Annotated in this window: 24 protein-coding genes; 16 read left to right on the top strand and 8 right to left on the bottom strand. The window is 68.6% G+C overall.

Features of this window, described 5'->3' with window-relative positions:
- Positions 1-23 precede the first annotated feature (23 nt).
- The 4 genes from MAE01_RS04100 to MAE01_RS04115 are packed head-to-tail and all read left to right on the top strand — an operon-like array spanning position 24 to position 3,070.
- Positions 24-875 carry a TspO-related membrane protein gene (locus tag MAE01_RS04100; protein WP_147038282.1) on the top strand — a complete coding sequence of 284 codons (852 nt, stop codon included), beginning with the start codon at positions 24-26 and terminating at the stop codon, positions 873-875.
- A complete protein-coding gene (locus MAE01_RS04105) occupies positions 875-1,429 on the top strand; it encodes a Dps family protein (RefSeq protein ID WP_147038283.1) in 555 nt (184 codons plus the stop codon). Before MAE01_RS04100 ends, MAE01_RS04105 begins: the two co-directional genes overlap by 1 nt.
- A 4-nt stretch (positions 1,430-1,433) precedes the next feature.
- Positions 1,434-2,231: an SDR family oxidoreductase gene (locus MAE01_RS04110; protein WP_147038284.1), complete on the top strand. Its 798-nt coding sequence runs from the start codon at positions 1,434-1,436 to the stop codon at positions 2,229-2,231.
- Entirely contained in the window at positions 2,216-3,070 is an 855-nt protein-coding gene (locus MAE01_RS04115) for a DUF72 domain-containing protein (protein ID WP_147038285.1), read from the top strand. The genes MAE01_RS04110 and MAE01_RS04115 overlap by 16 nt, the downstream gene beginning before the upstream one ends.
- Here MAE01_RS04115 and MAE01_RS04120 read toward each other — a convergent pair.
- On the bottom strand, positions 3,063-4,244 hold the full coding sequence (locus tag MAE01_RS04120; RefSeq protein WP_147038286.1) for a 4-hydroxybenzoate 3-monooxygenase: 1,182 nt from the start codon (positions 4,242-4,244) through the stop codon (positions 3,063-3,065). The genes MAE01_RS04115 and MAE01_RS04120 overlap by 8 nt on opposite strands.
- 211 nt (positions 4,245-4,455) lie before the next feature.
- Complete coding sequence (locus MAE01_RS04125; protein WP_147038287.1) at positions 4,456-5,205, bottom strand: IclR family transcriptional regulator; 750 nt, start codon at positions 5,203-5,205, stop codon at positions 4,456-4,458.
- A gap of 97 nt (positions 5,206-5,302) precedes the next feature.
- On the opposite strand from MAE01_RS04125, the gene MAE01_RS04130 reads away from it, so the two are divergent.
- From MAE01_RS04130 to MAE01_RS04140, 3 genes are all read left to right on the top strand, one after another.
- Positions 5,303-7,201: an FAD-dependent monooxygenase gene (locus MAE01_RS04130; protein ID WP_147038288.1), complete on the top strand. Its 1,899-nt coding sequence runs from the start codon at positions 5,303-5,305 to the stop codon at positions 7,199-7,201.
- 72 nt (positions 7,202-7,273) lie between these two features.
- Positions 7,274-7,726 carry a MarR family winged helix-turn-helix transcriptional regulator gene (locus MAE01_RS04135; RefSeq protein WP_147038289.1) on the top strand — a complete coding sequence of 151 codons (453 nt, stop codon included), beginning with the start codon at positions 7,274-7,276 and terminating at the stop codon, positions 7,724-7,726.
- Between the two features lie 103 nt (positions 7,727-7,829).
- Positions 7,830-8,480, top strand: coding sequence for a hypothetical protein (locus tag MAE01_RS04140; protein ID WP_147038290.1), 651 nt, complete (start codon positions 7,830-7,832; stop codon positions 8,478-8,480).
- Positions 8,481-8,552: 72 nt separating this feature from the next.
- On the opposite strand, the gene MAE01_RS04145 is transcribed toward MAE01_RS04140, so the two are convergent.
- Positions 8,553-9,467: a LysR family transcriptional regulator gene (locus tag MAE01_RS04145; protein WP_147038291.1), complete on the bottom strand. Its 915-nt coding sequence runs from the start codon at positions 9,465-9,467 to the stop codon at positions 8,553-8,555.
- A gap of 106 nt (positions 9,468-9,573) precedes the next feature.
- Here MAE01_RS04145 and MAE01_RS04150 point away from each other — a divergent pair, with 106 nt between their 5' ends.
- The 9 genes from MAE01_RS04150 (at position 9,574) to MAE01_RS04190 (ending at position 19,643) form a co-directional block, all read left to right on the top strand.
- Entirely contained in the window at positions 9,574-10,605 is a 1,032-nt protein-coding gene (locus MAE01_RS04150) for an amidohydrolase family protein (protein ID WP_147038292.1), read from the top strand.
- An 11-nt stretch (positions 10,606-10,616) separates the two neighbouring features.
- Positions 10,617-11,309 carry a 4-carboxy-4-hydroxy-2-oxoadipate aldolase/oxaloacetate decarboxylase gene (gene ligK / locus MAE01_RS04155; RefSeq protein WP_147038293.1) on the top strand — a complete coding sequence of 231 codons (693 nt, stop codon included), beginning with the start codon at positions 10,617-10,619 and terminating at the stop codon, positions 11,307-11,309.
- Between the two features lie 2 nt (positions 11,310-11,311).
- The gene (locus MAE01_RS04160) at positions 11,312-12,256 is read left to right on the top strand and encodes an amidohydrolase family protein (RefSeq protein WP_147038294.1); all 945 of its coding nucleotides are present in this window, start codon (positions 11,312-11,314) and stop codon (positions 12,254-12,256) included.
- Positions 12,257-12,268: 12 nt separating this feature from the next.
- Positions 12,269-13,663, top strand: a complete 1,395-nt coding sequence (locus tag MAE01_RS04165) for a protocatechuate 4,5-dioxygenase subunit alpha/beta (protein WP_229718109.1) — start codon at positions 12,269-12,271, stop codon at positions 13,661-13,663.
- Between the two features lie 39 nt (positions 13,664-13,702).
- A complete protein-coding gene (locus tag MAE01_RS04170; RefSeq protein ID WP_222591650.1) occupies positions 13,703-14,656 on the top strand; it encodes a Gfo/Idh/MocA family oxidoreductase in 954 nt (317 codons plus the stop codon).
- Complete coding sequence (locus tag MAE01_RS04175) at positions 14,653-15,651, top strand: aldo/keto reductase (protein WP_229718108.1); 999 nt, start codon at positions 14,653-14,655, stop codon at positions 15,649-15,651. Before MAE01_RS04170 ends, MAE01_RS04175 begins: the two co-directional genes overlap by 4 nt.
- Complete coding sequence (locus MAE01_RS04180) at positions 15,648-16,349, top strand: substrate-binding domain-containing protein (protein WP_147038295.1); 702 nt, start codon at positions 15,648-15,650, stop codon at positions 16,347-16,349. The genes MAE01_RS04175 and MAE01_RS04180 overlap by 4 nt, the downstream gene beginning before the upstream one ends.
- 79 nt (positions 16,350-16,428) lie before the next feature.
- Entirely contained in the window at positions 16,429-17,598 is a 1,170-nt protein-coding gene (locus MAE01_RS04185; RefSeq protein WP_147038296.1) for a thiolase family protein, read from the top strand.
- A gap of 332 nt (positions 17,599-17,930) precedes the next feature.
- Positions 17,931-19,643, top strand: a complete 1,713-nt coding sequence (locus tag MAE01_RS04190; protein ID WP_147038297.1) for a long-chain-fatty-acid--CoA ligase — start codon at positions 17,931-17,933, stop codon at positions 19,641-19,643.
- A gap of 118 nt (positions 19,644-19,761) precedes the next feature.
- Here MAE01_RS04190 and MAE01_RS04195 read toward each other — a convergent pair whose 3' ends face one another.
- The 5 genes from MAE01_RS04195 to MAE01_RS04215 all read right to left on the bottom strand — a co-directional run bounded on the left by MAE01_RS04195 (position 19,762) and on the right by MAE01_RS04215 (position 24,461).
- Positions 19,762-20,982, bottom strand: a complete 1,221-nt coding sequence (locus tag MAE01_RS04195) for an MFS transporter (protein WP_229718107.1) — start codon at positions 20,980-20,982, stop codon at positions 19,762-19,764.
- Between the two features lie 87 nt (positions 20,983-21,069).
- Positions 21,070-21,903: an ABC transporter ATP-binding protein gene (locus MAE01_RS04200; protein WP_147038298.1), complete on the bottom strand. Its 834-nt coding sequence runs from the start codon at positions 21,901-21,903 to the stop codon at positions 21,070-21,072.
- A complete protein-coding gene (locus tag MAE01_RS04205; RefSeq protein WP_147038299.1) occupies positions 21,893-22,666 on the bottom strand; it encodes an ABC transporter permease in 774 nt (257 codons plus the stop codon). The genes MAE01_RS04200 and MAE01_RS04205 overlap by 11 nt, the downstream gene beginning before the upstream one ends.
- Positions 22,663-23,490, bottom strand: a complete 828-nt coding sequence (locus tag MAE01_RS04210) for an ABC transporter permease (RefSeq protein WP_147038300.1) — start codon at positions 23,488-23,490, stop codon at positions 22,663-22,665. The genes MAE01_RS04205 and MAE01_RS04210 overlap by 4 nt, the downstream gene beginning before the upstream one ends.
- Positions 23,487-24,461 carry an ABC transporter substrate-binding protein gene (locus MAE01_RS04215; RefSeq protein ID WP_147038301.1) on the bottom strand — a complete coding sequence of 325 codons (975 nt, stop codon included), beginning with the start codon at positions 24,459-24,461 and terminating at the stop codon, positions 23,487-23,489. The genes MAE01_RS04210 and MAE01_RS04215 overlap by 4 nt, the downstream gene beginning before the upstream one ends.
- Positions 24,462-24,467 lie beyond the last annotated feature (6 nt).

A 24,467-nucleotide genomic window follows, 5' to 3' on the forward strand; every position in this document is an offset into this window, starting at 1 on the left:
GGTCGCCCATCTACTGTGGGGGCATGTCCCAGACGGAGAAGTCTGATCGCGTTCGCCGGATCGTCGTCCTGCTCACGGTGGCCGGGTCGATCGTCGCCGCCCTGTTCGGCTCGGGTCTGTTCGGCGGTGCGGGAATCTCGGATGCTGCCGGCGGCGCGTTCGCCGCTGATGCCACCGTGCTCGCCCCCGCCGGCTTCGCGTTCTCGATCTGGTCGGTGATCTACCTCGGCCTCGTGGCGTACGCGGTCTGGCAGTTCGTGCCGGCGCAGGCGTCGAAGCCGCGGCATCGCGCGGTCGGCTACGGGGTCGCGGCATCCGCTCTGCTGAACGCCGTGTGGATCATGTGCGTGCTGGCATGGCGGATCGCCGAGTCGTTCGTCATCATCATGATCCTGCTCGGGGTGCTGCTGACGACGTTCGTCCGTGTGTGCCGGCGGCCGCGGCGCGGCACCGCGGCGGAGATCGTGCTCATCGACGGCATGATCGGCCTGTACCTGGGCTGGGTGACGGTCGCGGCTGCCGCCAACCTCGCGGCCTGGCTGGCCGATGTCGGCATCGCAGAGTGGTCGGAGGCGCCGGGAGTGCCCGGCACGCTCACGCTGATCGGCGCGGGGCTGGTCGCCCTGTTCACCGCCTGGCGCGGAGGCCGATGGGCACCCGCGGCGGCGACATCGTGGGGGCTGCTGTGGATCGCGATCGGACGCTGGGCCGAGGATCCCGCAGCGCCCGTGGTCGCGTCGACGGCCGTGGTGCTCGCCGCGCTGGTGATCCTCCTGAGCGCCGCGCGGTTCTGGCATCGCACGCGCAATGGCGATAGTCAAGGCCTTGCCGCTGACGGTGGCGACGCCGATACCGTGGCGGCCAGGAGGTCATGATGGCAACGACTAAGACAACCACGACGACGAGGCGCTCGGCACGGGGCGGTACCGGAGAGAAGAGCACGCGACGCCAGAACGCCGAGAAGGGCTTCGTCGCACCGAAGCAGCTCGGCGAGAATCTGCAGGCGGTGCTGGTCGATCTGCTGGAGCTCTCGATGCAGGGCAAGCAGGCGCACTGGAACGTGGTCGGCCGCAACTTCCGGGACACGCACCTGCAGCTCGACGAGATCGTGGATGCTGCGCGCCGATTCAGCGACACCGTCGCCGAGCGGATGCGGGCGCTGCATGCCATTCCGGACGGACGAAGCGACACCGTGGCATCCACGACGACCCTCCCGGAGTATCCGCAGGGCGAGATCGACACGGCCGAGACCGTCGACCTGATCACGGTTCGCCTCGAGGCTGTCGTCGGCACGATGCGCGAGGTGCATGACGAGGTCGACGAGGAAGATCCGACCAGCGCCGACATCCTGCACGCGATCATCGAGGCGCTCGAACAGCTGGCGTGGATGGTCAGCGCTGAGAACCGCAAGCCCGCCGCGCGCAGCTGAGCGCATGGTCACCACCGATCGCACGGCGATCGTCACGGCCGCGGACTCCGGCATCGGCCGGGCCGCGGCCGTTGCGCTCGCCGCAGACGGATTCGATGTCGGGATCACCTGGCATACGGACGAGGCGGGCGCCGAGGCCACCGCTGCCGAGGTGCGCGAGCACGGGGCGCGGGCCGTCGTCACGCACCTCGACGTCGCAGACATCCCCGCCTGTGGCGACGTCGTGGATGGTCTCGTGCAAGAGCTCGGCGGACTGGACGTCTTCGTCAACAACGCCGGCGCGGGCATCCAGACGCCGTTCCTCGACGTCGAGATCGACCAGTGGCGGCACGTGCTCGACGTCGACCTGACCGGAGCGTTCGTCTGTCTGCAGCGTGCCGCCCGACACATGGTCGCGGCGGGCCGAGGAGGGCGTCTGATCGCCGTCACGAGCGTGCACGCTCATCAGCCGATGGTCGGCTCGAGCGCCTACGACGCCGCGAAGCACGGTTTGAGCGGGCTCATGAAGAACATCGCCCTCGAGCTCGGCAGCAGTGGCATCTCCGCGGTCAGCGTCGCGCCCGGCGAGATCGCCACGGCGATGACCGGAAACGAGGACGTCGATCCGAACACCGTGCGTCGACCCGGCATCCCGATGGGACGTCCAGGCGATGCGCGCGAGGTCGCCGCACTGATCGCCTTCCTCGCGTCGCCGAAGGCGGCGTACATCTCCGGTGCGTCCGTGGTCATCGACGGCGGGATGCTGCAGATGGGCCCGCAGGCCGGTGCCGATCTCACGAGCGACGAATGGCGCACCGTCTGAAAGCCCCTTCGCCTGGCGAGATCCGCGTCGGCACGTCGGGGTGGAGATACGCGAGCTGGCGCGGCGACTTCTATCCGCGCGGGCTCGCCCAGCGCAGAGAGCTCGAGTACATCGGATCGCGGTTCTCGACCGTGGAGCTCAACGGCTCGTTCTACTCGCTGCAGCGACCGTCGAGCTACCGGCGATGGCGCGACGCCGTGCCGAGCGGATTCGTGTTCGCCGTGAAGAGCTCCCGCTACGTCACGCACATGCTGCGGATGCGCGGCGCGGAGACCGCGCTCGCGAACTTCTTCGCATCCGGAGTTCTCTCGCTCGGGGAGGCGCTCGGTCCGGTGCTCTGGCAGCTGCCGGAGCGGCAGGAGTTCGCGGCCGACGTCATCGACGAGTTTCTCGGGATGCTGCCGCGCTCGACCGGCGCCGCGTTGGATCTCGCTCGGCGCCATGACGAACGGCTGGAGGGACGCGCCTGGCTCGAGATCGATGAGGACCGTCCGATCCGGTACGCCCTGGAACCGAGGGCGGAGAGCTTCCGCGAGGCGGGGGATCTGCTGCGCCATCACGGGGTGGCCATGGTCACGGCCGACACCGCGGGTCGCTTTCCGCGTTTCGACGAGACGACGGCGGACTTCGCCTACCTCCGCCTGCACGGTGCGCAGGAGCTCTACCACAGCGGATACACCGCTGAAGAGCTCGATGGTTGGGCGCAGCTCATCGACGAGCTGTCCGGGAACGCTGAGTCACCGCGCGACGTCTACGTGTACTTCGACAACGACGCCCGAGGTCACGCACCGCACGACGCGCTCGCGCTCGCGGCCAAGGTCGCGGCGCGGCTCAGTTGAGCGGCCAGCCCGTGTACGCCTCGGCGAGGTAGGTTCGGCCGGCCTCGGAGTCCGTGACCGAGCGCAGCTCGCCGAGCTGGCGGCGACGGTCGAACTCGCCCGACTCCGGCAGCTGGTGGAGCATGCTCGTCATCCACCAGGAGAAGTGCTGCGCCTTCCAGATGCGCTTCAGAGCGAGCTCGGCGTATCCGTCGATGAGGCGATCGTCGCCCTCGCCGAGCAGGGCTCGCAGCGCGCGAGAGAGCAGTACGACGTCCGCGATCGCGAGGTTCATGCCCTTGGCGCCGGTGGGCGGCACGGTGTGCGCGGCATCGCCGACCAATGCAGCGCGGCCGCGTCGCAGTTCGTGCGCGACGAAGCTGCGGAAGCGCAGCACGTCGCGCTGGAAGATCGGCCCCTCCTTGAGCGTCGTGCCTGGCACGCGCGACTGCAGGGTTTCCCAGATCTCCGCCTCGGACATGGCGAGCGGGTCGGCATCCGGCTCGCACTGGAAGTACATCCGCTGCACCTCGGGGCTGCGCTGGCTGATCAGCGCGAAACCGTTGTCGGAGTTGCTGTAGATCAGCTCGTCCGCGCTCGCCGGTGCCTCGCACAGGATGCCGAACCACGCGAACGGGTACTCGCGGAAGTAGCCGCTGCGCGAGTCGCCGGTGATCGCAGGGCGCACGACGGACCTCGAGCCGTCTGCTCCGACCACGAAGTCCGCATCGATGATGAGTTCGCTGCCGTCGGCATCCGTGGCGATCACACGGGGGCGATCGGTGTCGATGCCTTCGACGCGGGATGCCGTGACCCCGAACCGCAGATCCTGCCCTGACGCGACCCGCAGCGCGAGCATGTCCTTCAGAACCTCGTGCTGCGGGTAGAGCCAGACGCTGCGGCCGACGAGGCCGGGGAAGTCGATGCGATGCCCCTCGCCCTGGAAGCGCAGTTCGATGCCGTCATGGCGATCGCCGACCGTGTGCACTCGGGTGTTCGGATCGATCGCGGTGAGCAGGTCGACGGTGCCCTGTTCGAGGATGCCGGCGCGGATGGTCGACTCGATCTCCTCGCGGGAACGCTGATCGATCACGACCGATTCGATGCCGGCGTCGGCGAGCAGGTGGGACAGGATGAGGCCGGCGGGGCCGGCGCCGACGATCGCGACCCTGGTTCTGATCGGCTCGGTGCTCATGTCGTCTCCTTCGACGTGTCATTCGACAGTGGATGCTGCGCACCAGTGTCCCCCGCGGAGCGATGATCGAGCCGAGAATCCCGTTGAATGGGATCCAGCAACTCCAGCATCCTGCGAAAAGTTCATCCGCGGGTCGTTGAGCGGAGCGGCCGCAGGCCGCGAAGACGAAACGGGCTGAGCGACCGAAGGGAGTCGAAGCCGCCCCCGGCGCTCACCGCCCGCTGCCCAGCTCCTGTTCGATACCCCGTGCGGCAGCCAGCAGCGCGTCGACCGCGGGAGCGGGCGCACTCTCGCGCGGTAGCACGACCGAAAGCGCAGCCACCACCTCGCCGCGGTTGCGCACCGGCACCGCGACACCGGTCGACACCCGTTCGATGGATCCGGGCGCTACCACGAAGCCCTGTCGCCGGATCGTGGTGAGCAGGCGCCGCAGCACACCAGCATCCGTCACCGTCTCCTGCGACACCGCGCGCAGGGGAAGGCTCATCACACGCTCTCGCAGCGCCGGGTCGGCATGCGCGAGCAGAACGAGCCCGGATGACGACGCGTGCAGCGGCAGGCGTCCTGCGATCCGGGTGATGTTGGCGCCGGCATCCGGGTGTGAGAGGCGCTCGAGGAAGAGCGCCTCCTCATGCTCGAGCACGGCGAGCTGGGTGTGCTCACGGATGACCGTCTGCACCTGCTCCATGTGCGGCAGCGCCGCCTGGCGCAGGCGCAGCGCGCTCGATCCACGCAGAGCCAGCTCCCACAGCCGCATCCCGAGCCGGATGCGCATCTCCTCGTCGCGCTCGAGGAGCCCGGCCGCGACGAGATCGCCGACGATGCGATGGGCGGTAGACGATGGAAGCCCGGTTCTCTCGGCGATCTCGGTCGCCGTCTGCATCGTGCGTTCCGTGGTGAACGTGTCGAGCACGCGCACGATGCGCTCGGTCATCGAGTCGCCGGAGCGGGAGTTCGCCATGGGGGTACCTTCTCATGCCGCATCCGTGTACTATCGTTGGCACCCCAACTATTTCGGTGTGCAACGTGAGCGCCCCGCAGTGATCGAAGGAGATCCCATGCAGTTCCACCGCGACGGATACCGCCCCGGCGATCCGGATCTCCTGCCGGCGGCGCCGCAGGTGAAAGACCGCACCCCGGAACTACCGGACGCCGTCGACGTGCTCATCGTTGGCACGGGTCCTGCCGGCACCGTGCTCGCCGCCCAGCTCGCGGCGTTCCCCGACATCACGACGCGCATCGTGGAGCGCCGGCCCGGACCGCTCGAAGTGGGGCAGGCCGACGGCGTCGCATGCCGGACCGTCGAGATGTTCCAGGCGTTCGGCCTCGCCGACGCGCTGGTCCGCGAGGCGTACTGGGTCAACGAGGTGCGATTCTGGGGTCCGTCCGAGGCGGACCGCTCGAAGATCGTCCGCACCGGCTGGGTGGAGGACACCCCTGAGGGGCTCAGCGAGTTCCCGCACGTCATCGTCAATCAGGCGCGCATGCAGCAGTTCCTGCTCGAGCACGCCGCGAAGTCGTCCAGCAGGCTCGAGGCCGACTACGGCATCGAGTTCGTCGGCTACGAGATGAACGACAGCGACCACCCGGTCACCGCTCAACTGCGCCACACCGACGGCACAGAGCTCGCGGTCCGCGCCAAGTACGTCGTCGGCTGCGACGGCGCGCGCAGCAACGTGCGCCGTGCGCTCGGCATCCGCCTCGAGGGCGACGCCGCCAACCACGCCTGGGGCGTCATGGACGTGCTCGCCACCACCGACTTCCCCGACTGGCGCACGAAGAACGTCGTCCAGTCCGCCGGCAAGGGGAGCCTCCTGATGATCCCCCGCGAGGGCGGCAACATGGTGCGCTGCTACGTCGACCTCGGTGTCGTCGAGGCCGGGGATGCCGAGATCCGCAAGACGACGGCGGAGCATCTGGCGGAGGTCGCGAACGCCATCCTGCACCCGTACTCCATCGACGTGCAGCAGGTCGCCTGGTCGAGTGTCTACGAGGTAGGTCAGCGGGTCGCCGCCCGCTTCGACGACCTGACGCCCGAGTCGCAGGCGGATGCCACCCCTCACCTGTTCCTCACCGGCGACGCCTGCCACACGCACAGCGCGAAGGCCGGTCAGGGCATGAACGTGTCGATGCAGGACGCGTTCAACCTCGGCTGGAAGCTCGCCGCCGTCCTGCAGGGACGATCGGATGCCGCGCTACTGCGCACCTACTCGGAGGAGAGGCAGGCGATCGCCGCGGACCTCATCGCGTTCGACAAGCACTGGTCGGCGTTCATCGCGCAGCCCGCGCTCGACCCGGAGCACCCGGAACTCGGCGGCGTCACTCCCGCCGACATGCAGGCCGAGTTCGCGCGGCAGGGCCGGTACACCGCCGGTGTGGCGACGCAGTACACGCCGTCATCACTGACCGGTGCGGCCGACTACCAGCACCTCGCCACCGGCTTCGAGATCGGCACCCGGTTCCACTCGGCGCCGGTGCGGCGGGTGGCCGACGCCAAACGGATGGAGCTCGGCCACTCGCACCGCGCCGACGGGCGCTGGCGCGTCTACGCCTTCGGCGACTCCTCGGGCGCGGCTCTGGAGGAGTTCGCGACGTGGCTGACCGAGGGGGAGGAATCGCCGGTGCGCCGGTTCACCGCAGCAGGTGCGGATATCGACAGCGTGATCGACGTCCACGGCGTCTTCCGCGGTTCGCATCGCGACCTCGACGTGACCGGACTGCCGGAGATCCTGCTGCCGACCTCCGGGCCACTCGGTCTGCAGGACTGGGAGAAGGCGTGGGCGGCGGATGCCGCGGTCGACATCTTCGCCGAGCGCGGGATCGCGGCCGAGGGCGCCGTGGTCGTCGTCCGGCCCGACCAGTACGTCGCGCACGTGCTGCCGCTGACGGCGCGGGACGAGCTGCGGGACTTCTTCGCGGGATTCCTGCTGCCCGTGGAGGTGCCGGTCGCCGGCTGAGCCGCGCCCGGTCTCGATCTGTCGCAGCAGCGCATCGCCCATGGTTCCCCGGCTGAGAGGATGGATGCCGTGATGACCATGGCCGACCTCCCCGAGCCGCAGCGCCACGTCGGCAACCTCATCCGCCGGGCGCAGCAGCTGCACTTGGCGACATGGGCGCGGGTGGCCTCGCCCGAGATCACGAGTGCGCAGTACAGCATCCTCGCGGTGCTCGCTCGAGTCGGAGAGGCGAGCCAGCGGGAGCTCTGCGATGAGGTGGACCTCGACCGTTCCACGATCGCCGACCTCGTACGCCGGATGGAGAAGGCGGGACTCATCGCGCGCCAGCGCGCGGCAGGTGACGCGCGGCGCAACGTCGTGACCCTCACCGAGCACGGTGCGGCCGAGCATGCGCGGCTCGTGCCGCGGGTGGTCGAGGTGCAGCGTGAACTCGTCGGGCACCTGGATTCCTCCGAGGCTGCAGCCCTGTTCCGGGGGCTCTGGCAGATGCTCGAGCGGTCGGACGTCACGGATCGTCCCGCATGACTCAGCAGATTCTTCGGGAAACGGCGTGACGTCGGCACGAGTGCGCCCGATCCCGGCCGGTTCTCCGGAGTTGTGCGGAAGCGGGGAGAGGTAGCCTCGACCTATGCCGTCATCCGCATCCGCGACTCCGTGGCAGCCGCTCGAGCCGACCGCGGTCGCGCAGCTGCTCGCCCCGGCATCCGTGCGCTGGTGGCTGTCCGGCGGAGCAGCCCTCGACCGCTGGCTGGGTGCTCCGATCCGCGATCGCGTGAACATAGACGTCAGTGTCACCGCCGGTGACCTCGCCGCGCTCGTCGCGAGCCTTCCGGCCGGATTCAGCGCCTGGGCGCCGGGTGAAGGCGACGACGAGATCATCCCCTTCGCGGATGCCCCTGCAGACACCGACCTGCAGCCGGTGCTCATCCGCGATGACGACAAGGGCGCATGGGTGCTGCAGGTCAACGTCGAGGACGGCGCCCCGCGCGCCTGGATGTACAAGCGCGATCCGCGCATGACGCTGCCCTGGGATCGCGCGGTGCTCGACCTCGACGGCATCCCGACCGGCGCCCCCGAAGTTCAGCTGGTCTGGAAGGCGCTGCGCCCGCGCCCGGAGGACACCATCGACAAGGATGCCGTGCTGCCGACGCTCTCCGACGAGGCGGTGGCATTCTACGAGACAGCGCTGCTGCGGATCCATCCGCACTCGACCTGGGCGATCCACGTGCGCAGCCCGTTCGCGCCGGCGAAGGCCAGCTGGAACCGCCGCAAGTCCTGACCCCGAGAATTCCCTTGCCGCCTGAGACGGCTGCTGGCAGCACCATTCTCGCCGTGCAAAGCAGTTCTCGGGCTAGATCGACCGCCGCCGGTACTCGCCGGCGGCGACGGCGTCCAGGACCACGGCGCGGAACCACTTCTGCGTCGGCGACAGGCTCGCTTCTCGCCGCGTGTACAGCGACACCGGCGTGCTCTGCGCCGGCCACGGCAGGTCAGAGATCTGCAGTCCGCCGAACCACCCGCTGAACACCTCGGCGACGTGCCTGGGCAGCAGCACCACCAGATCGGTGGCCTCGAGCACCGCCGGCACCGTGGAGTACTCCTCGACGGTCAGCGCCACCTGGCCCATCAGTCCGTGCTCGGTGAGCACCTGAAGGGGGAAGACGTGTCCGCCGCGCGCGCTCACGCGCACGAAGCGCCGCCCCGCGAACATGTCCGGCGCGGTGCGGGGAAGCGGATGCTGCCTCGACGACAGCGCCACATACTCCACCGCGCGCACGTGCGTCCGCCACAGTCGAGGACTGCCGATCATCGACACCGTCATGGCCAGGTCGATCGACCCGCGGATGAGTCCGTCCTCCACCTGGTCAGAGTCCAGCCTCGCCACCTGCAGGTGCGGGCTCGCGGCCTCGCGGGCCAGCGCCTCCATGATCGGCGGCAGGAACGTCTGCTCTCCGATGGAGGTGAGACCGAGCGCCAGCTCACCGCTGAACCCCGAGGGCTCGAACGCATCCGGATCGCTCACGGTCTGATCGATCTGCGCGAGCGCCTCGTGCAGCGGGGCAAACAGCGCCGTCGCCTTCGCCGTCGGCACCATGTCGTGCCCCTCGCGCCGGAACAGCTCGTCGCCGAACTTCTCGCGCAGCCGCCGCAGCGTGTAGCTCACGGTCGGCTGCGTGACATGCAGCCGCTCGGCGGCGGCGGTCACGCTGCGCAACTCGTAGAGCACGACGAACGTCCGCAGCTGGTTCAGATCGGCCAGGGCCATACATAGAGAATATCTATGGCAAACGGGATCGGCATCTATTGGACTGTATGAGATGGGCGACCTAGAGTCGTGAGCAACAGCATCCGAGTGACAAGGACGACACGCGTTGATCATCGACATCCACGGCCACTACACGACCGCGCCCGCGCAACTGGGCGCCTGGCGTGACCTGCAGATCGCGTTCACGAAGGGCGACGGCGAGGCGCCGAACCCCGCCGACCTGCACATCAGCGACGACGACATCCGCGAGACCATCGAGGCCAATCAGCTGCGCCTCATGAACGATCGCGGCAGCGACATCACCGTCTTCAGCCCGCGTGCCTCGTTCATGGCCCACCACATCGGCGACCTCGAGGTCAGCAAGACCTGGGCTCGCATCTGCAACGACCTCGTCGCCCGCGTGAGCGAGCTGTTCCCCGATCGCTTCCTGATGGGCGCGATGCTGCCGCAGTCGCCCGGTGAGGACCCGAAGACCACGATCGACGAGCTGACCCGCGCCGTCGAAGAGCTCGGCGCTGTCACCGTCAACCTCAATCCCGACCCCTCCGGCGGCAAGTGGTCGGCCCCCGCGCTCACCGACCGCTCGTGGTACCCGATCTACGAGAAGCTCGTCGAGTACGAGATCCCCGCGATGGTGCACGTGTCGACGACGTGCCGCCCCGACGTGTTCCACACCACCGGCGACCACTACCTCGGCGCCGACACCACGGCGTTCATGCAACTGCTCAAGGGCGACCTGTTCACGGACTTCCCCGACCTCAAGCTCGTCATCCCGCACGGCGGCGGCGCCGTTCCCTACCACTGGGGGCGCTTCCGGGGCCTCGCGATGGTCCTCGGCAAGCCCGAGCTCGAAGAGCACCTGCTGAACAACGTCTTCTTCGACACCTGCGTCTACCACCAGCCCGGCATCGACCTGCTGACCGACGTCATCCCCACAGACAACATCCTGTTCGCCAGCGAGATGATCGGCGCCGTCCGCGACATCGACCCGCGAACCGGACACTACTTCGACGACACCAAGCGCTATGTCGACGCGACGACCAGCCTCAGCGACTTCCAGCGCGAGCAGGTGTTCGAGGGCAACGCCCGCCGCGTGTACCCGCGCCTCGACCGCGCCCTGACCGCGCGCGGACTCTGAGAGGAACCACCATGAGACTGAACAACCTCGGCATCGTTCGCACGAACATCCAGCGCCCCGACCCCGACGACGTCGCACGCCTGTCGCAGTTCGGCGTGGCCACGATCCACGAGGCGATGGGCCGCGTCGGGCTCATGCGCCCCTACATCCGCCCCGCCTACACCGGCGCGAAACTGTGCGGACCCGCCGTCACCGTACTGCTGCAGCCGGGCGACAACTGGATGTTCCACGTCGCCGCCGAGCAGGTTCAGGACGGTGACGTGATCGTCGCCGGCTGCACCACCGAGAGCGAGGACGGATTCTTCGGCGAGCTGCTGGCCTCCTCGCTCACCGCTCGCGGATGCAAGGGTCTGGTCATCGACGGCGGCGTCCGCGACGTCGCCGACCTCGAGAAGATGGACTTCCCGGTCTTCTCCCGCGCGATCAACTCCAAGGGCACGGTCAAGGCCACCCTCGGGTCCGTCAACGTCCCCGTCGTCGCAGCCAACGCCCTCGTGAACCCGGGTGATGTGGTCGTCGCCGACGTCGACGGCGTCGTCGTGGTGCCCCGCGAGCTCGTCGGCGCAGTGGCGGATGCCAGCCAGAAGCGCGAAGACAACGAAGAGGCCAAGCGGCAGAAGTTCCGCGATGGCGTACTCGGACTCGACCTCTACGGCATGCGCGAACCCCTCGCGGCCGCCGGCCTGGAATACGTGGAGGACTGACGATGGCGCACGTCATTGCAAAGCACGGCGAGACCTCCGGCGACTTCACCAAGACCGAGGGCTGGCTGGACTGGTACGACGGCCCGACGAAGCCGACGTTCACGCTGCCCGAGGGCGCCGTCGACGCGCACTGCCACGTCTTCGGACCCGGTGCCGAGTTCCCCTACGCTCCTGAGCGCAAATACACGCCCTGCGACGCCTCGGCCGAGCAGCTGTTCGCCCTCCGCGACCACCTCGGCTTCGACCGCAACGTCATCGTGCAGGCCACCTGCCACGGCGCCGACAACAGCGCGCTCGTCGACGCCCTGAACCGCAGCGAGGGCCGTGCCCGCGGCGTCGCCACCGTGCGCCGCGACGTCACCGATCAGCAGCTCGCCGAGCTCCACGCCGCCGGCGTCCGCGGCGTGCGCTTCAACTTCGTCAAGCGCCTCGTCGACCGCGTGCCAACCGACTCGCTCGAGCAGATCGTCGCGAAGATCGCCCCGCTCGGGTGGCACGTCGTGATCTACTTCGAGGCCGAGGACCTTCCCGAGCTGTACGACTTCTTCTCCAGCATCCCGACCGACCTCGTCGTCGACCACATGGGCCGACCCGACGTCACCAAAGACCCGAACGGCCCGGAGTTCGAGCTGTTCCTGCGGTTCATGCGCGAGAACGCGAACGTGTGGACCAAGGTCTCGTGTCCCGAGCGCCTGAGCGTCTCGGGACCCCGCGCCCTCGACGGCGAGCAGCACGCGTACACCGACGTGGTGCCGTTCGCCCGACGTGTGGTCGAAGAGTTCCCCGACCGCGTGCTCTGGGGAACCGACTGGCCGCACCCCAACCTCAAGGACCACATGCCTGACGACGGGCTGCTGGTCGACTACATCCCGCAGATCGCGACGACCCCCGAGCTGCAGCGCAAGCTCCTCGTGGACAACCCGCGTCGCCTGTACTGGGAAGACTGAAGGAGAGACACCATGGCACTCGACAAGCCGTACAAGAACGTCCCCGGCACGACCATCTACGACGCCGAGCAGGCGCGCAAGGGATATCACCTGAACCAGCTCGCGATGTCGCTGATGAAGCCGGAGAACCGCGCGCGCTTCCTCGCCGACCAGCCCGCCTACCTCGATGAGTGGCCGCTGAACCCCGTGCAGCGCCAGGCCGTGCTCGACATGGATCTGAACACCATGATCGCCGAGGGCGGCAACATCTACTTCCTCAGCAAGATCGGCGCCACGCATGGTCTGAGCTTCCAGCAGATGGCCGGCTCCATGACCGGCATGAGCGAGGCCGCCTACCGCGACATGATGGTCGGCGGCGGACGCCGCCCCGAGGGGGCGCGCCTGAAGGACCTCGACGGGTGGACCCCGCCGTCGACCGAGAAGGCGACGACCATGCGCCCGGACGCCCCGGCGAAGTACACCTCGGCGCTGTTCACCTCGCATGTGCCTGCCATCGGGGCGGCGATGGACCTCGGCAAGACCGAGGAGCCGTACTGGAAGCAGGTCTTCGACGGCTACCAGTGGACCCGCAAGTGGGCCAAGGAGAACACTCCCGACGTCGTCATCCTGGTCTACAACGACCACGCGACGGCCTTCGACGCGAGCATCATCCCGACGTTCGTGCTCGGCACCGGTGCGGAGTACCCGGTCGCCGACGAGGGCTACGGCCCGCGTCCTGTGCCCGACGTGAAGGGATACCCGGAGTTCGCCGCGCACCTCGCGCAGTCGATCATCCAGGATGACTTCGACCTCACCCTCGTCAACGAGATGGTCGTCGATCACGGTCTGACCGTGCCGCTGTCGCTCGTCTACGGCGAACTCGGCGTCGACGAGGAGTGGCCGGTGAAGGTCATCCCGCTGGCCGTCAACGTCGTGCAGTACCCGGTGCCGTCCGGGCGCCGCTGCTACGAGCTCGGCAAGGCTCTGCGGCGCGCGATCGACAAGTGGGACGGCGAGGAGCTGAACGTGCAGATCTGGGGCACCGGCGGCATGAGCCACCAGCTGCAAGGTCCGCGCGCCGGCCTCATCAACAAGGAGTGGGACAACGCCTTCCTCGACCACCTCATCGCCGATCCGCTGGGCCTGACCGAGTGGCCGCACATGGAGTACGTCGACGAGGCGGGTTCCGAGGGCATCGAGCTGGTGGACTGGCTGATCGCCCGCGGCGCGATGGACGACCAGTTCGGCGGCGAGGAGCCCTCCACGGATCACCGGTTCTATCACGTGCCGGCATCCAACACCGCTGTCGGCCACCTCGTCATCTCGAACCCGGTCGGCAGGGCGACCGTCGCCGCCGAGGACGCGGTGGAGTCGGTGGGCGCGCCCGCCGCGGAGCCGGCCGAGACCGCAGCCGTGGCGAACGCCTGACACCTGACACCTGACACCGAATCTCGAAAGGGAGAGCGAATGAGCGACAAGATCCGCATCGCCGTCGTGGGCGCGAACGGCGCCTTTGGCATGAAGCACCTGGATGGCCTTGCCAACATCGATGACGCCGAGGTGACCGTCGTCGCGGCCACCTCGCAGGAGAAGGCGGATGCTGTCGCGTCGAAGTACGGCGTCGCGAACGCGGTCGTCGGACTCGAAGCCGTCCTCGAGCGCGACGACGTGGATGCCGTGATCCTCGCCACCCCGACGGGTCTGCACGCGAGCCAGACGCAGGCGGTGCTCGCCGCCGGCAAGCACGTGCAGGTCGAGATCCCGCTCGCCGACTCGCTGGCGGATGCCGAGGCCACCCTGGCTGCGGCCGAAGCATCCGACCGGGTCGCGATGGTCGGCCACACGCGCCGGTTCAACCCCTCGCACCAGCTCGTGCACGACCGCATCCAGGCGGGCGAGTTCAACGTGCAGCAGATGGACGTGCAGACGTACTTCTTCCGCCGCACGAACACGAACGCGAAGGGTGAGAAGCGCTCCTGGACCGATCACCTGCTGTGGCACCACGCGGCGCACACGGTCGACCTGTTCGCGTACCAGGCGGGCAAGATCGTGCAGGCGAACGCAATCCAGGGCCCGATCCACCCCGATCTCGGCATCGCGATGGACATGTCCATCCAGCTCAAGAGCGAGTCAGGTGCGATCTGCACGCTGTCGCTGTCGTTCAACAACGACGGTCCGTTCGGCACGTTCTTCCGCTACATCGGCGACACGGCGACCTACGTCGCCCGCTACGACGACCTGTTCGACGGCAAGGACGAGCAGATCGACGTCTCCGACGTCGCCGTCAGCATGAACGGCATCGAGCTGCAGGACCGCGAGTTCATCGCCGCGATCCGCGAGGGCCGCGAGCCGAACTCGTCGCTGCGTCAGGTCATCGACTGCTATCGGGTGCTCGGACAGCTGGAGGAGCAGCTCGCGTGACGCCGGTGCAGAGCGAGCCACGGACGCTGCCGCGGATGGGCCTGGGGTGCATGAACCTCAGCCACGCCTACGGCATCCCGCCGTCGCCCGAAGAGGGTCTGGCGGTCTTGCTCGGCGCACTTGACGCGGGTGTCACGCACCTCGATACGGCCACGCTCTATGGTGCAGGTCGCAACGAGGAACTGGTCGGGCGTGCTCTGAAGGGACGCCGCGACGAGGTCGTGCTCGCCAGCAAGGGCGGCATGGCGATGGTCGACGGCGTCCGTGTCATCGACGGCCGGCCTTCGACTCTTCGTGAGCAGGTGGATGCCTCGCTCGCGCGGCTCGGCGTGGAACACATCGACCTGTACTACCTGCACCGCTGGGACAAGAAGGTGCCGATCGCCGAGAGCGTCGGCGCGCTCTCCGAGGCGGTGGATGCCGGCAAGATCGGTGCCATCGGACTGTCGGAGGTCTCCGTCACCCGCCTGCGCGAAGCGCAGGAAGTCGTGCCGATCGCGGCCGTGCAGAACGAGTACTCGCTGTGGACGCGCAACGCGGAGATCGCGATGCTCGAGGCGACGCGAGAGGCGGGCGTCGCGCTGGTGGCGTTCTCGCCGGTCGGCCGCGCCTTCCTCAGCGACAGCGTGGGGGACCCTTCGAAGTTCGCGGAGAAGGACATCCGCCGGCCGATGCCGCGGTTCTCGTCTGACAACTGGCCCGCCAACGAGGCGCTGCTGCCGGCGTGGCGATCGTTGGCAGCGGAAGCAGGCGTCACCCCGGCGCAGCTCGCCCTCGCCTGGCTGCTCTCCCGGGGCGACCATGTGGTGCCGATTCCCGGGACGACGAGTCTCGCGCACGCGGTCGAGAACCATCGGGTGCTGTCGCTGTCGGTGGATGCCGGGCTGCTGGCTCGCGCGGGCGCGCTCATCAACCAAGACACGGTGTCCGGCTCCCGCTACGCTGCCGGCCCGGCCTCCGAGGTCGACGCCGAGACCTTCGAGGATGCCGCATGAAGGCGATCTCTTCGATGGCGACAAGGCTCGTGCTCGCCGACCTGATGGCAGCGGCTGCTGCCGAGCGACTGGCGCGCGTGGATGTGGAATCGGTCGGGGGAGTGGACGCCGCCGGGCGGGTGGCCGCCGGCGAGGCGTTCGACCTAGTCTTCCTCGCGTCGGGTGCTCTGTCACGCCTGGCCGCCGACGGGCACGTGGATGCTGAGACCGTGACACCGCTCGTACTGTCGCAGGTGGCGATAGCCGTGCCATCCGGGTCGTCCGAGAAGGCGGTGCGGCCGGATGGCCCTGCTTTCGCCGATGCGGCCGGGTTGCGCGATGCGCTGCGGAATGCGACCCGGGTCGGCTATTCGACCGGGCCCAGCGGAACGGCGCTGGCGAAGATGATCGACGACTGGGGCATGAGCTCCGAGCTCGGCGATCGGCTTGTGCAGGCTCGACCGGGCATCCCCGTGGCACGCTCATTGGCTGACGGCGAGGTCGATCTGGGGTTCCAGCAGCTCAGCGAGCTGGTCGGACAGCCGGGTGTCCGCATCCTCGGTGTGATGCCGGACGACTGCGCCATCGACACCGTCTTCTCCGGGGGAGTGGCGACGGCATCCGCCGACCAGGCCAGGGCGCGCAAAGTGCTGACCTTCTTCGCATCCGCGGCGGTCGCCCCGATCAAGGCTCAGCACAGCTTCGGGGTTCCTGCCTGAACTTCAGTTGCCGCGGCTGAAGCGGCCCGGCGTCTCTGACGCACCGGGTACGCTGTGAGCGCGCACCGAAGGAGCTGCCATGACCAGGACCCACATCTACGACGCCGTGCGGACGCCGTTCGGTCGCGCGGGTGGGGCGCTCGCCGGCATCCGTCCCGATGATCTCGCGGCGACGGTGATGCGGGCGAGTGTCGAGCGCGTCGGCCTTGATGCTGCGCGGATCGACGATGTGATCTTCGGCGATGCGAACCAGGCTGGCGAGGACAACCGCAACGTCGCCCGGATGGGGGCGTTGCTGGCCGGTTTCCCGACGACCGTGACCGGAGTGACCGTGAACAGGCTGTGCGCGTCGAGCGTGGAGGCGGTCGTGCAGGGTTCGCGCGCGATCGAGACGGGGGATGCCGAGATCATCCTCGCCGGCGGCGTGGAGTCGATGAGCCGGGCGCCGTTCGTCGTGGAGAAACCCGCGAAGCCCTTCCCGGCGACCGGCAACCAGACGATGTGGAACACCGCGATCGGCTGGCGGATGACGAACCGCGCCCTGCCGAACCACTGGACCATCTCCAACGGCGAGGCCGCGGAGAAGACCGCCGCCACGTGGGGGATCAACCGCGAGGATCAGGATGCGTTCGCCGTGCGCTCGCACGAGCTGGCGGCAAAGGCCTGGGCCGACGGGATCTATGACGGCGAGATCGTCCAGGTGCCGGGAGCCGAACTAGCCCGCGACGAGGGCATCCGGGACGGATCGACCGTCGAGAAGCTCGCCGGACTGAAGACGCTGTTCGCCCAGGACGGCACGGTCACCGCGGGGAACTCCTCGACGATCAACGACGGCGCCTCCGCCGTGCTGCTCGGGGCCGAGGGGGCGCTGGAAGCCGAGCCGCTGGCCCGGATCACCGGCCGGGGCGCGCACGGCGTCGACCCGGACGAGTTCCCGACCGCACCGATCGAAGCGGCGAACAAGGCCCTCGCCCGGGCCGGCCGCACCTGGTCGGAGGTCGACTTCGTCGAACTGAACGAGGCGTTCGCATCCCAGTCGCTGGCCTGCCTGCGCGGCTGGCCGGACCTCGACCCCGAGAAGCTGAACATCCACGGCGGGGCGCTCGCGATCGGACATCCGCTGGGCGCCTCCGGCGGCCGGATCATCGGCCACGCCGCGCACGAACTCGCCCGCCGCGGCACCGGCGTCGCCGTCGTCGCGATCTGCATCGGCGTCGGCCAAGGGCTCGCCGTCGTCCTGGAGCGCTGAGCGGATCCTGCGGGCGGTCGGGCGGCTTCGACTCCGGTGCTGCGCACCTCCGCTCAACCCGTTTCGTCGCGGTTGCCTTCGGCTCCCTTGCTCAATGACCCGCCCAGAAGACTCTTCCAAGAACGCCCCGCGTGGGACTGATCAGGTTCAGTTGCGGGTCGTTGAGCGGAGCGGCCGCAGGCCGCGCAGACGAAACGGGGTGAGCGAGCCGAAGGCGAGTCGAAGCCTCCACACCCCGATCCGCTCAGACCTACGCCGAAGCCTCCACCCACCCCGAACCGCTCAGCCCCACGCCGAAACATCCGTCCACAGCATCCGCGTAGGCTTTTCCCATGCAGCTGAACGAGACGCGCGCCTGGAACCGCTTCTACGCCCCGGGCACCCCGATCGACATCGAACCGGTCACCGGATCCCTCAGTGACCTGCTCGACGAGCGCGTGGCGCAGTGGTCCGACCGCCCCGCGATCGCGTTCTTCGACCGCACGCTGAGCTACCGCGAGCTCGGCGACCGGGTCTCCCGCGTCGCGAACGGCCTTCGCGAGATGGGCGTCAAGGCCGGCGACCGCGTCGCCCTGATCATGCCCAACGCGCCCCAGCACGTCATCGCCTTCTACGCCGTGCTGCGCCTTGGCGCCGTCGTCGTCGAGCACAACCCCCTCTACACCCGCGACGAACTCGAGGTGCAGTTCCGCGACCACGGCGCGGACGTCGTCATCACGTGGGACAAGGTCGTGCCGACGCTGCGTGCGCTGCCCGACGACATCCGTCCGCGCCGCATCGTCGCCGTCGACGTCACCCGCGCCATGCCCTTCGCCATGCGACTAGCGCTCAGCCTCCCGATCGCGAAGGCCCGCGAGTCCCGCGCCAAGCTGACCGCACCGGCCCCGGGCGCGATCCCGTTCACGAAGCTCGAGAAGAGCGCGCCGCTGCCGGGCGATCACCCGCGGCCGAAGGCCTCAGACCTGGCATCCCTGCAGTACACGTCCGGCACCACCGGCACCCCGAAGGGCGCCATGATCACGCACGCGAATCTGTGGGCGAACGCCCGCCAGGGTGCGGCATGGATGCCGGAGTTCACCCGCGGCGACGGGCGCATCTACGGGCTGCTTCCGATGTTCCACTCCTTCGGCGTACTGCTCTCGGTCATCTACTCGGTCGAGACCGGCTCCTGCGCCGTGTTGTTCCCGACCTTCGATCCGGAACTGGTGTCGAAGGCGGCGAAGAAGTTCCCGCCGACCTTCGTGCCGGCCGTCCCGCCGATGTTCGACCGGCTGGCCCGCGTGGCCAAGGAGGGCAAGCTCGACCTCTCCGGCGTCGTCTACGCGATCTCCGGCGCGATGACCCTCACGCCCGCGATCGTGAAGCGCTGGGAGGATCAGGCCGGCAGCATGCTCAACGAGGGCTACGGACTCACCGAGACCAGCCCCGTCGCACTCGCCAATCCGTTCACCGACCTCCGCAAGATCGGTGCCATCGGCATCCCGTTCCCGTCGACCGACATCAAGGTCGTCGACCCGAACGAGCCCACCCGCGAGGTTGAACTCGGCGAGTCCGGCGAGCTGCTGATCCACGGCCCGCAGGTGTTCCAGGGCTACTGGAACCGCCCCGAGGAGACCGCCGCCACCCTACTCGAGGGTGGCTGGCTGCGCACCGGCGACCTCGTCGTGCAGGACGAGGACGGCTTCGTCACGGTCGTCGACCGCAAGAAGGAGATCATCATCACCGGCGGCTTCAACGTATCGCCCAGTGAGGTCGAGCAGGTGTTGGCGACGGTGCCCGGTGTCGCGGCATCCGCCGTCGTCGGCATCCCGCGCGGCAGCGGAGCAGAGGTCGTCACGGCCGTGGTCGTGCTCGAGGACGGCGCGAGCTTCGACGAGGATGCCGCCCGCGAGACCGCCCGAGAGCACCTCGCAGAGTACAAGCGCCCGAGCGCCTACTCGGTGTGGGAGGAGCTGCCCACCTCGCTCATCGGCAAGGTGCTGCGCCGCCGAGTGCGCGACACGCTGATCGCCGATCGCAAGGCCACCCGCGCCGCCGAGGAGTGACCTGCCCTGGTCCCCGGACGCTTCGACAGGCTCAGCGACCGGCCTGGCGTCTGTCGCTGAGCCTGTCGGTCCCTGAGCCTGTCGGTCCCTGAGCCTGTCGAAGGGCCGACCGGCCTGCTCACCGGCCGTCGAGCACGAACCGGTCGCGCGCGGCGTACACGCCGATCCATCCCTGCAGTGTCATCGTGACGAGGAGGATGGTGAGCGCGAGCGTCCAGCTGCCGGTGATCGCATGCACTGCGCCGAACAGTGCGGGCCCCACCGCTGCGATCGCGTAGCCGACGGCCTGCGACATCCCCGACAGCGCGGAGGACGCTCCGTGATCGCGGGCGCGCTCGGCCATCAGCGTGAGCGAGACGCCGAGCGACATGCCGGAGAACACGCCGAGCGGCACGACCCAGAATCCGATGGCATCCGGCCAGAGCATGAGACCCGCGATGCCGGCGATGCCGAGCAGGGGGAGCGCCGCGGGGGTCAGACGCGCGCCGCGACCGCGCATCGCGAGGGCGACCGTGAGGGAGCCGACCAGCGAGAAGACCTGGTAGACCATGACGTCGATGCCGGCGAGAGTATCGCTGCGCCCGGTGTCCAGCGACATCGTCGCGATCCAGGTGACCAGCACGTAGAAGGTGGTCGACTGCACGCCCATGTATCCGGCGACCTGCCAGGCGACCGGGTCGCGCCAGATCCCCAGGCGGGATGCCGGCACCGGCGCCGCTGCGCGCATCGCCCTGATCTCGTGCCTGCTGACGAGCCACCACGCGAGAAGCGCCAGCGGGGCGACGGCGGCTCCGGTCAGCAGCAGTGACAGTCGCCAGCCGGTACCGGTGTCGCTGCCGGTCGCGTTCGCGATCGGAACCGCGAGCCCGGATGCCACCGCACCAGCACCGCCGAGGATCGCCGAGTAGACGCCCATCATCATCGGCACGCGCAGGGGGAAGTCGCGCTTGATGACGGCCGGCAGCAGCACGTTGCCGATCGCCAGGGCGATGCCGATGATCGCAGTGCCGATCCACAGCCAGGCGGTGGACCCCGGCAGGGAGCGCACGATCGTACCCGCGGCCAGCAGTCCCATTGCGGCCAGCACGGCGCCCCCGAGCCCGAGCCGGCGTCCGAAGCCGTGCGCGAAGGGCGAGACGATCGCCCAGGTGATCAGCACGATCGTGGACAGCGATCCCAGCAGGGCCAGCGGGATGCCGGTGTCCGCGGAGATCCGATCGATCACCGGTCCGACCGCCGTCACCGCCGGGCGCATGAGAGTCGCGACCAGACACAGCGCGATGATCGCGAAGAGCAGCGGCCTGCGCTCGCGTCGCTCGCGCTGCTTGCGCTCGGTCATCTCGGTCCTCTCACGCACGTTCAGGTCGCAGTCCCTGCCGTTACGAGCATGCCGTAGCGGCAGAAACTGCGACCTGAAGCAGGGGTGTCAGGCGCTCGCCGGCTGCTGCGCGCCGCCGGCGTTCGTCTTGGCCCGCTGGATCTCACCGTAGATGTGGCGACGCAGTTCGACGAACCGAGGGTCCGACCGCGTGGTCAGCTGGTCGCGCTCGTCGGGCAGGTCGATCGTGACGTCGTCCTGCACGACCGTCGGCCGGTTCGAGAGCACGATCACGCGCTGACCCAGGTACACCGACTCGTCGATGTCGTGCGTGACGAACAGTACCGTGACGCCGAGTTCCTTCCAGATCTTGCGGACCAGGTCCTCCAGGTCGGCGCGCGTCTGCGCGTCGACCGCCGCGAAGGGCTCGTCCATCAGCAGGATCTGCGGCCGGTACGCGACAGCGCGGGCGATCGCGACCCGCTGCTGCATGCCGCCCGACAACTGCCACGGGTACTTGTCCGCGGCATCCGACAGGCCGACGGCCTCCAGGGCCTCGCTGCATCGCTGGTGGCGCTCCGCCTTCGGCACGCCGGCGCTCTTCAGGGGCAGCTCGACGTTCGCCTGCACGCTCATCCACGGGTAGAGGCTGCGCCCGTACTCCTGGAACACGACCGCCATGGTCTTGGGCGGGCCGGTGATGGCCTTGCCCTCGAGCTCGAGGCGACCGGCGGTGGGCGGGAGGAGACCGGCGATGCACTTCAGCAGCGTCGTCTTTCCGGCGCCGGACGGGCCGACGATGCAGACCAGCTGCCCCTGCGGGATGCTGAAGGTCAGATCGCGGATCGCCTCGATGGCCTCGGCCTGCGGCGTCGGCGCGGGATAGATCTTACGCAGCCCCTCGACGAGGAGGACGGGGGTGGTGGCGTTTTCAGGGCTCACGTTGGACTTCTCTCAATCCGTGGTACCAGCGGAGGATGTAGCGCTCGGTGTAGCGGAACAGGACCGCCAGGCCGAGACCGATCAGGCCCAGCAGCAGGATGCCGCTCCACATCTCGGGGATGGCGAAGTTGCGCTGGAATTGGACGATGGTGAAGCCGAGGCCGGCAGAGGTGTACCAGAGTTCGGAGATCACCATCAGGATCAGGGCGATCGACAGGCACTGGCGGATGCCCGCAAGGATCTGCGGTGCCGCCGCGGGGAGGATCAGGTACCTCAGGCGCGCCATCCGGCCGAGCCCGTAGCTGCGCGCCGTGTCGCGCTGCACCTCGTCGGTGGCGCGCACGCCTTCGACGGTGTTCAGCAGCACCGGCCACAGGGAGCCGAAGATGATCACGAACACCTGCATCCGCCAGTTGACCCCGATGATGATCATCAGCAGCGGCAGCAGCACCGGTGGCGGGATCGCGCGGAAGAACTCGAGAAGTGGCTCAAGCAACTGGCGCAGGGGTTTGAACGATCCGATCAGCAGGCCGAGTCCGACGCCGACGATGATCGACCCCGCGATTCCGAGGAACAGACGCCCGATGCTGGGCAGCACGTCCTCGGTGAACCGTTCGCCGAACCAGGTGTCGAAGAAGGTCGTGATCAGCTCGCCCGGTGTCGGGACGAAGAAGCTCGGGCTGACGATCGTGGAGATCCACCACAGCAGGATCAGGACGATCGGAAGGGCCAGCAGGAAGAAGAGAGAGATGAGGAACTTCATCCGGCCACGTCCATTCGCACCGAGGTGTGCCACGCGAGCACGCGGCGCTCGATGAATCGCGCCACGAGGTTGATCGCGACGCCGATGAGGCCGGTCGCGAGGATCAGGGCGTACATGCTCGTGATCGCTCCGCCCTCACGCGTCTCGGCGATCTGCTTGCCCAGACCGGGAGTCCCGATGATGAGCTCGGCGGTGATCGCGAGGATCAGCGCGACCGCGGCGGCAAGGCGCACACCGGTCATGAGATACGGCAGCGCGGTCGGCCACGTGACGTGGCGGATGCGCTGGAATCTGCTGAGCCCGTAGCTGCGAGCCGTGGCATCCGCGACAGGGTCGACGTCCTTCGCGCCGTAGATGACCTGGATCAGCACCTGCCAGAACGCGGCATACACGATAAGGAGGAGCCCCGCCTGGATCTTCGTGCCGAACAGCAGCACGGCCAGCGGGATGAGGGCCACCGACGGCACCGGGCGCAGGAACTCGATGGTCGAGTGGGTCAGACGCTCGAGAAAGCGGCTGGACCCGATGAGGAAGCCGATCACGGTCGCCGCGGCGACCGCGATGATCAGGCCCAGCGACCAGCTGAGCATGGTGGATCCGACGTCTCGCCAGAATGCCCTGTCGATGACGTACTGCCCGAACCGGACGAGGACCTCACTGGCGGGTGGCACGAATCGGGTGTCGACCAGGCCGAGTCGCGAGACCGTCTCCCAGAGTCCGAGGAAGGCGACCACGCCGATGGCGCCCAGCCACGCGCCGGCTCCGGAGGAGGTGCGGCGGCGGAGCCGCCGCACCTCGCTCACAGTGTTGAGGACAGCTGTCACGGCAGCAGGTTGTCGAAGTCCGGCTCGGCCTTCAGGACGCCGTACTCCACGGCGGCGGCGGCGAGCTTCTCGCTGGAGGCGCGGTCGAACTCGGTGGGGTACGTGGGAAGAGTGATCTCGGCCAGTACGGCGGGGTCGGTCTTGGTGTACGTGCCCATGATCTCGCGGACGACGTCGGGGTTGGAGTCGGCGAACTCGAGCGACTTCTGCATCGCAGACTGGAACTTCTCCAGCAGGTCGGCGTCGACGCTGCTCAGCGCGAAGTACGCGGCGATGTCGAGCTTCGGGTCGAAGTCGGCGTATGCGTAGGTGACGACTTCGAGACCCGCCTCGGTGGCGGCGGTCACGAAGGGCTCGACCACGAACGCGGCATCCACCTGATCGTTCTCGACGGCGGCGATCGCGTCGGGGAACGGAACCTCGACGAAGTCGATCGTCGAGGAGTCGGCTCCGGCCTCGTCGACGACGGAGCGCACTGCGGTGTCGTTGATGTTGCCGACGCTGTTGCTTGAGACGGTCTTGCCTGCGAGATCCGCTGGCGAGGCGATGCCGGAGTCGGGCTTGGTGACGACCGCGCCCATGTCCTTCGAGGTGTCGCCAGTCGTGGCGACGGCGGCGCTGACCATCTTGATGTCGAGGCCCTGGTCGGCCGCGACCATGAGCGAAAGCTGGTTGCTGAAGCCGAACTCGTAGTCGCCGGAGACGACGGCCGGGACGATGGCGGCGCCACCGGTCGCGGTCTCGATGGTGAGGTCGATGCCCTCTTCCTCGAAGAAGCCCTGATCGTCGCCGACGTAGATCGGCGCGGTGTCCGCGATCGGGATCACCCCGACCGTGACAGGGATCAGGTCTGCCGAGCCAGCGGAGTCGCCGTCACCGGAATCTCCGCTCGTGGGGGCATCCGAGTCGGTGCATCCGGTCAGAACCAGCGCGGTGATCGCCGCAAGGGCGAAGAAGCCTGCCTTTTTCATGTCACT

It is taken from the genome of Microbacterium aerolatum (assembly GCF_007988825.1).
In the GTDB taxonomy this organism is placed as follows: domain Bacteria; phylum Actinomycetota; class Actinomycetes; order Actinomycetales; family Microbacteriaceae; genus Microbacterium; species Microbacterium aerolatum.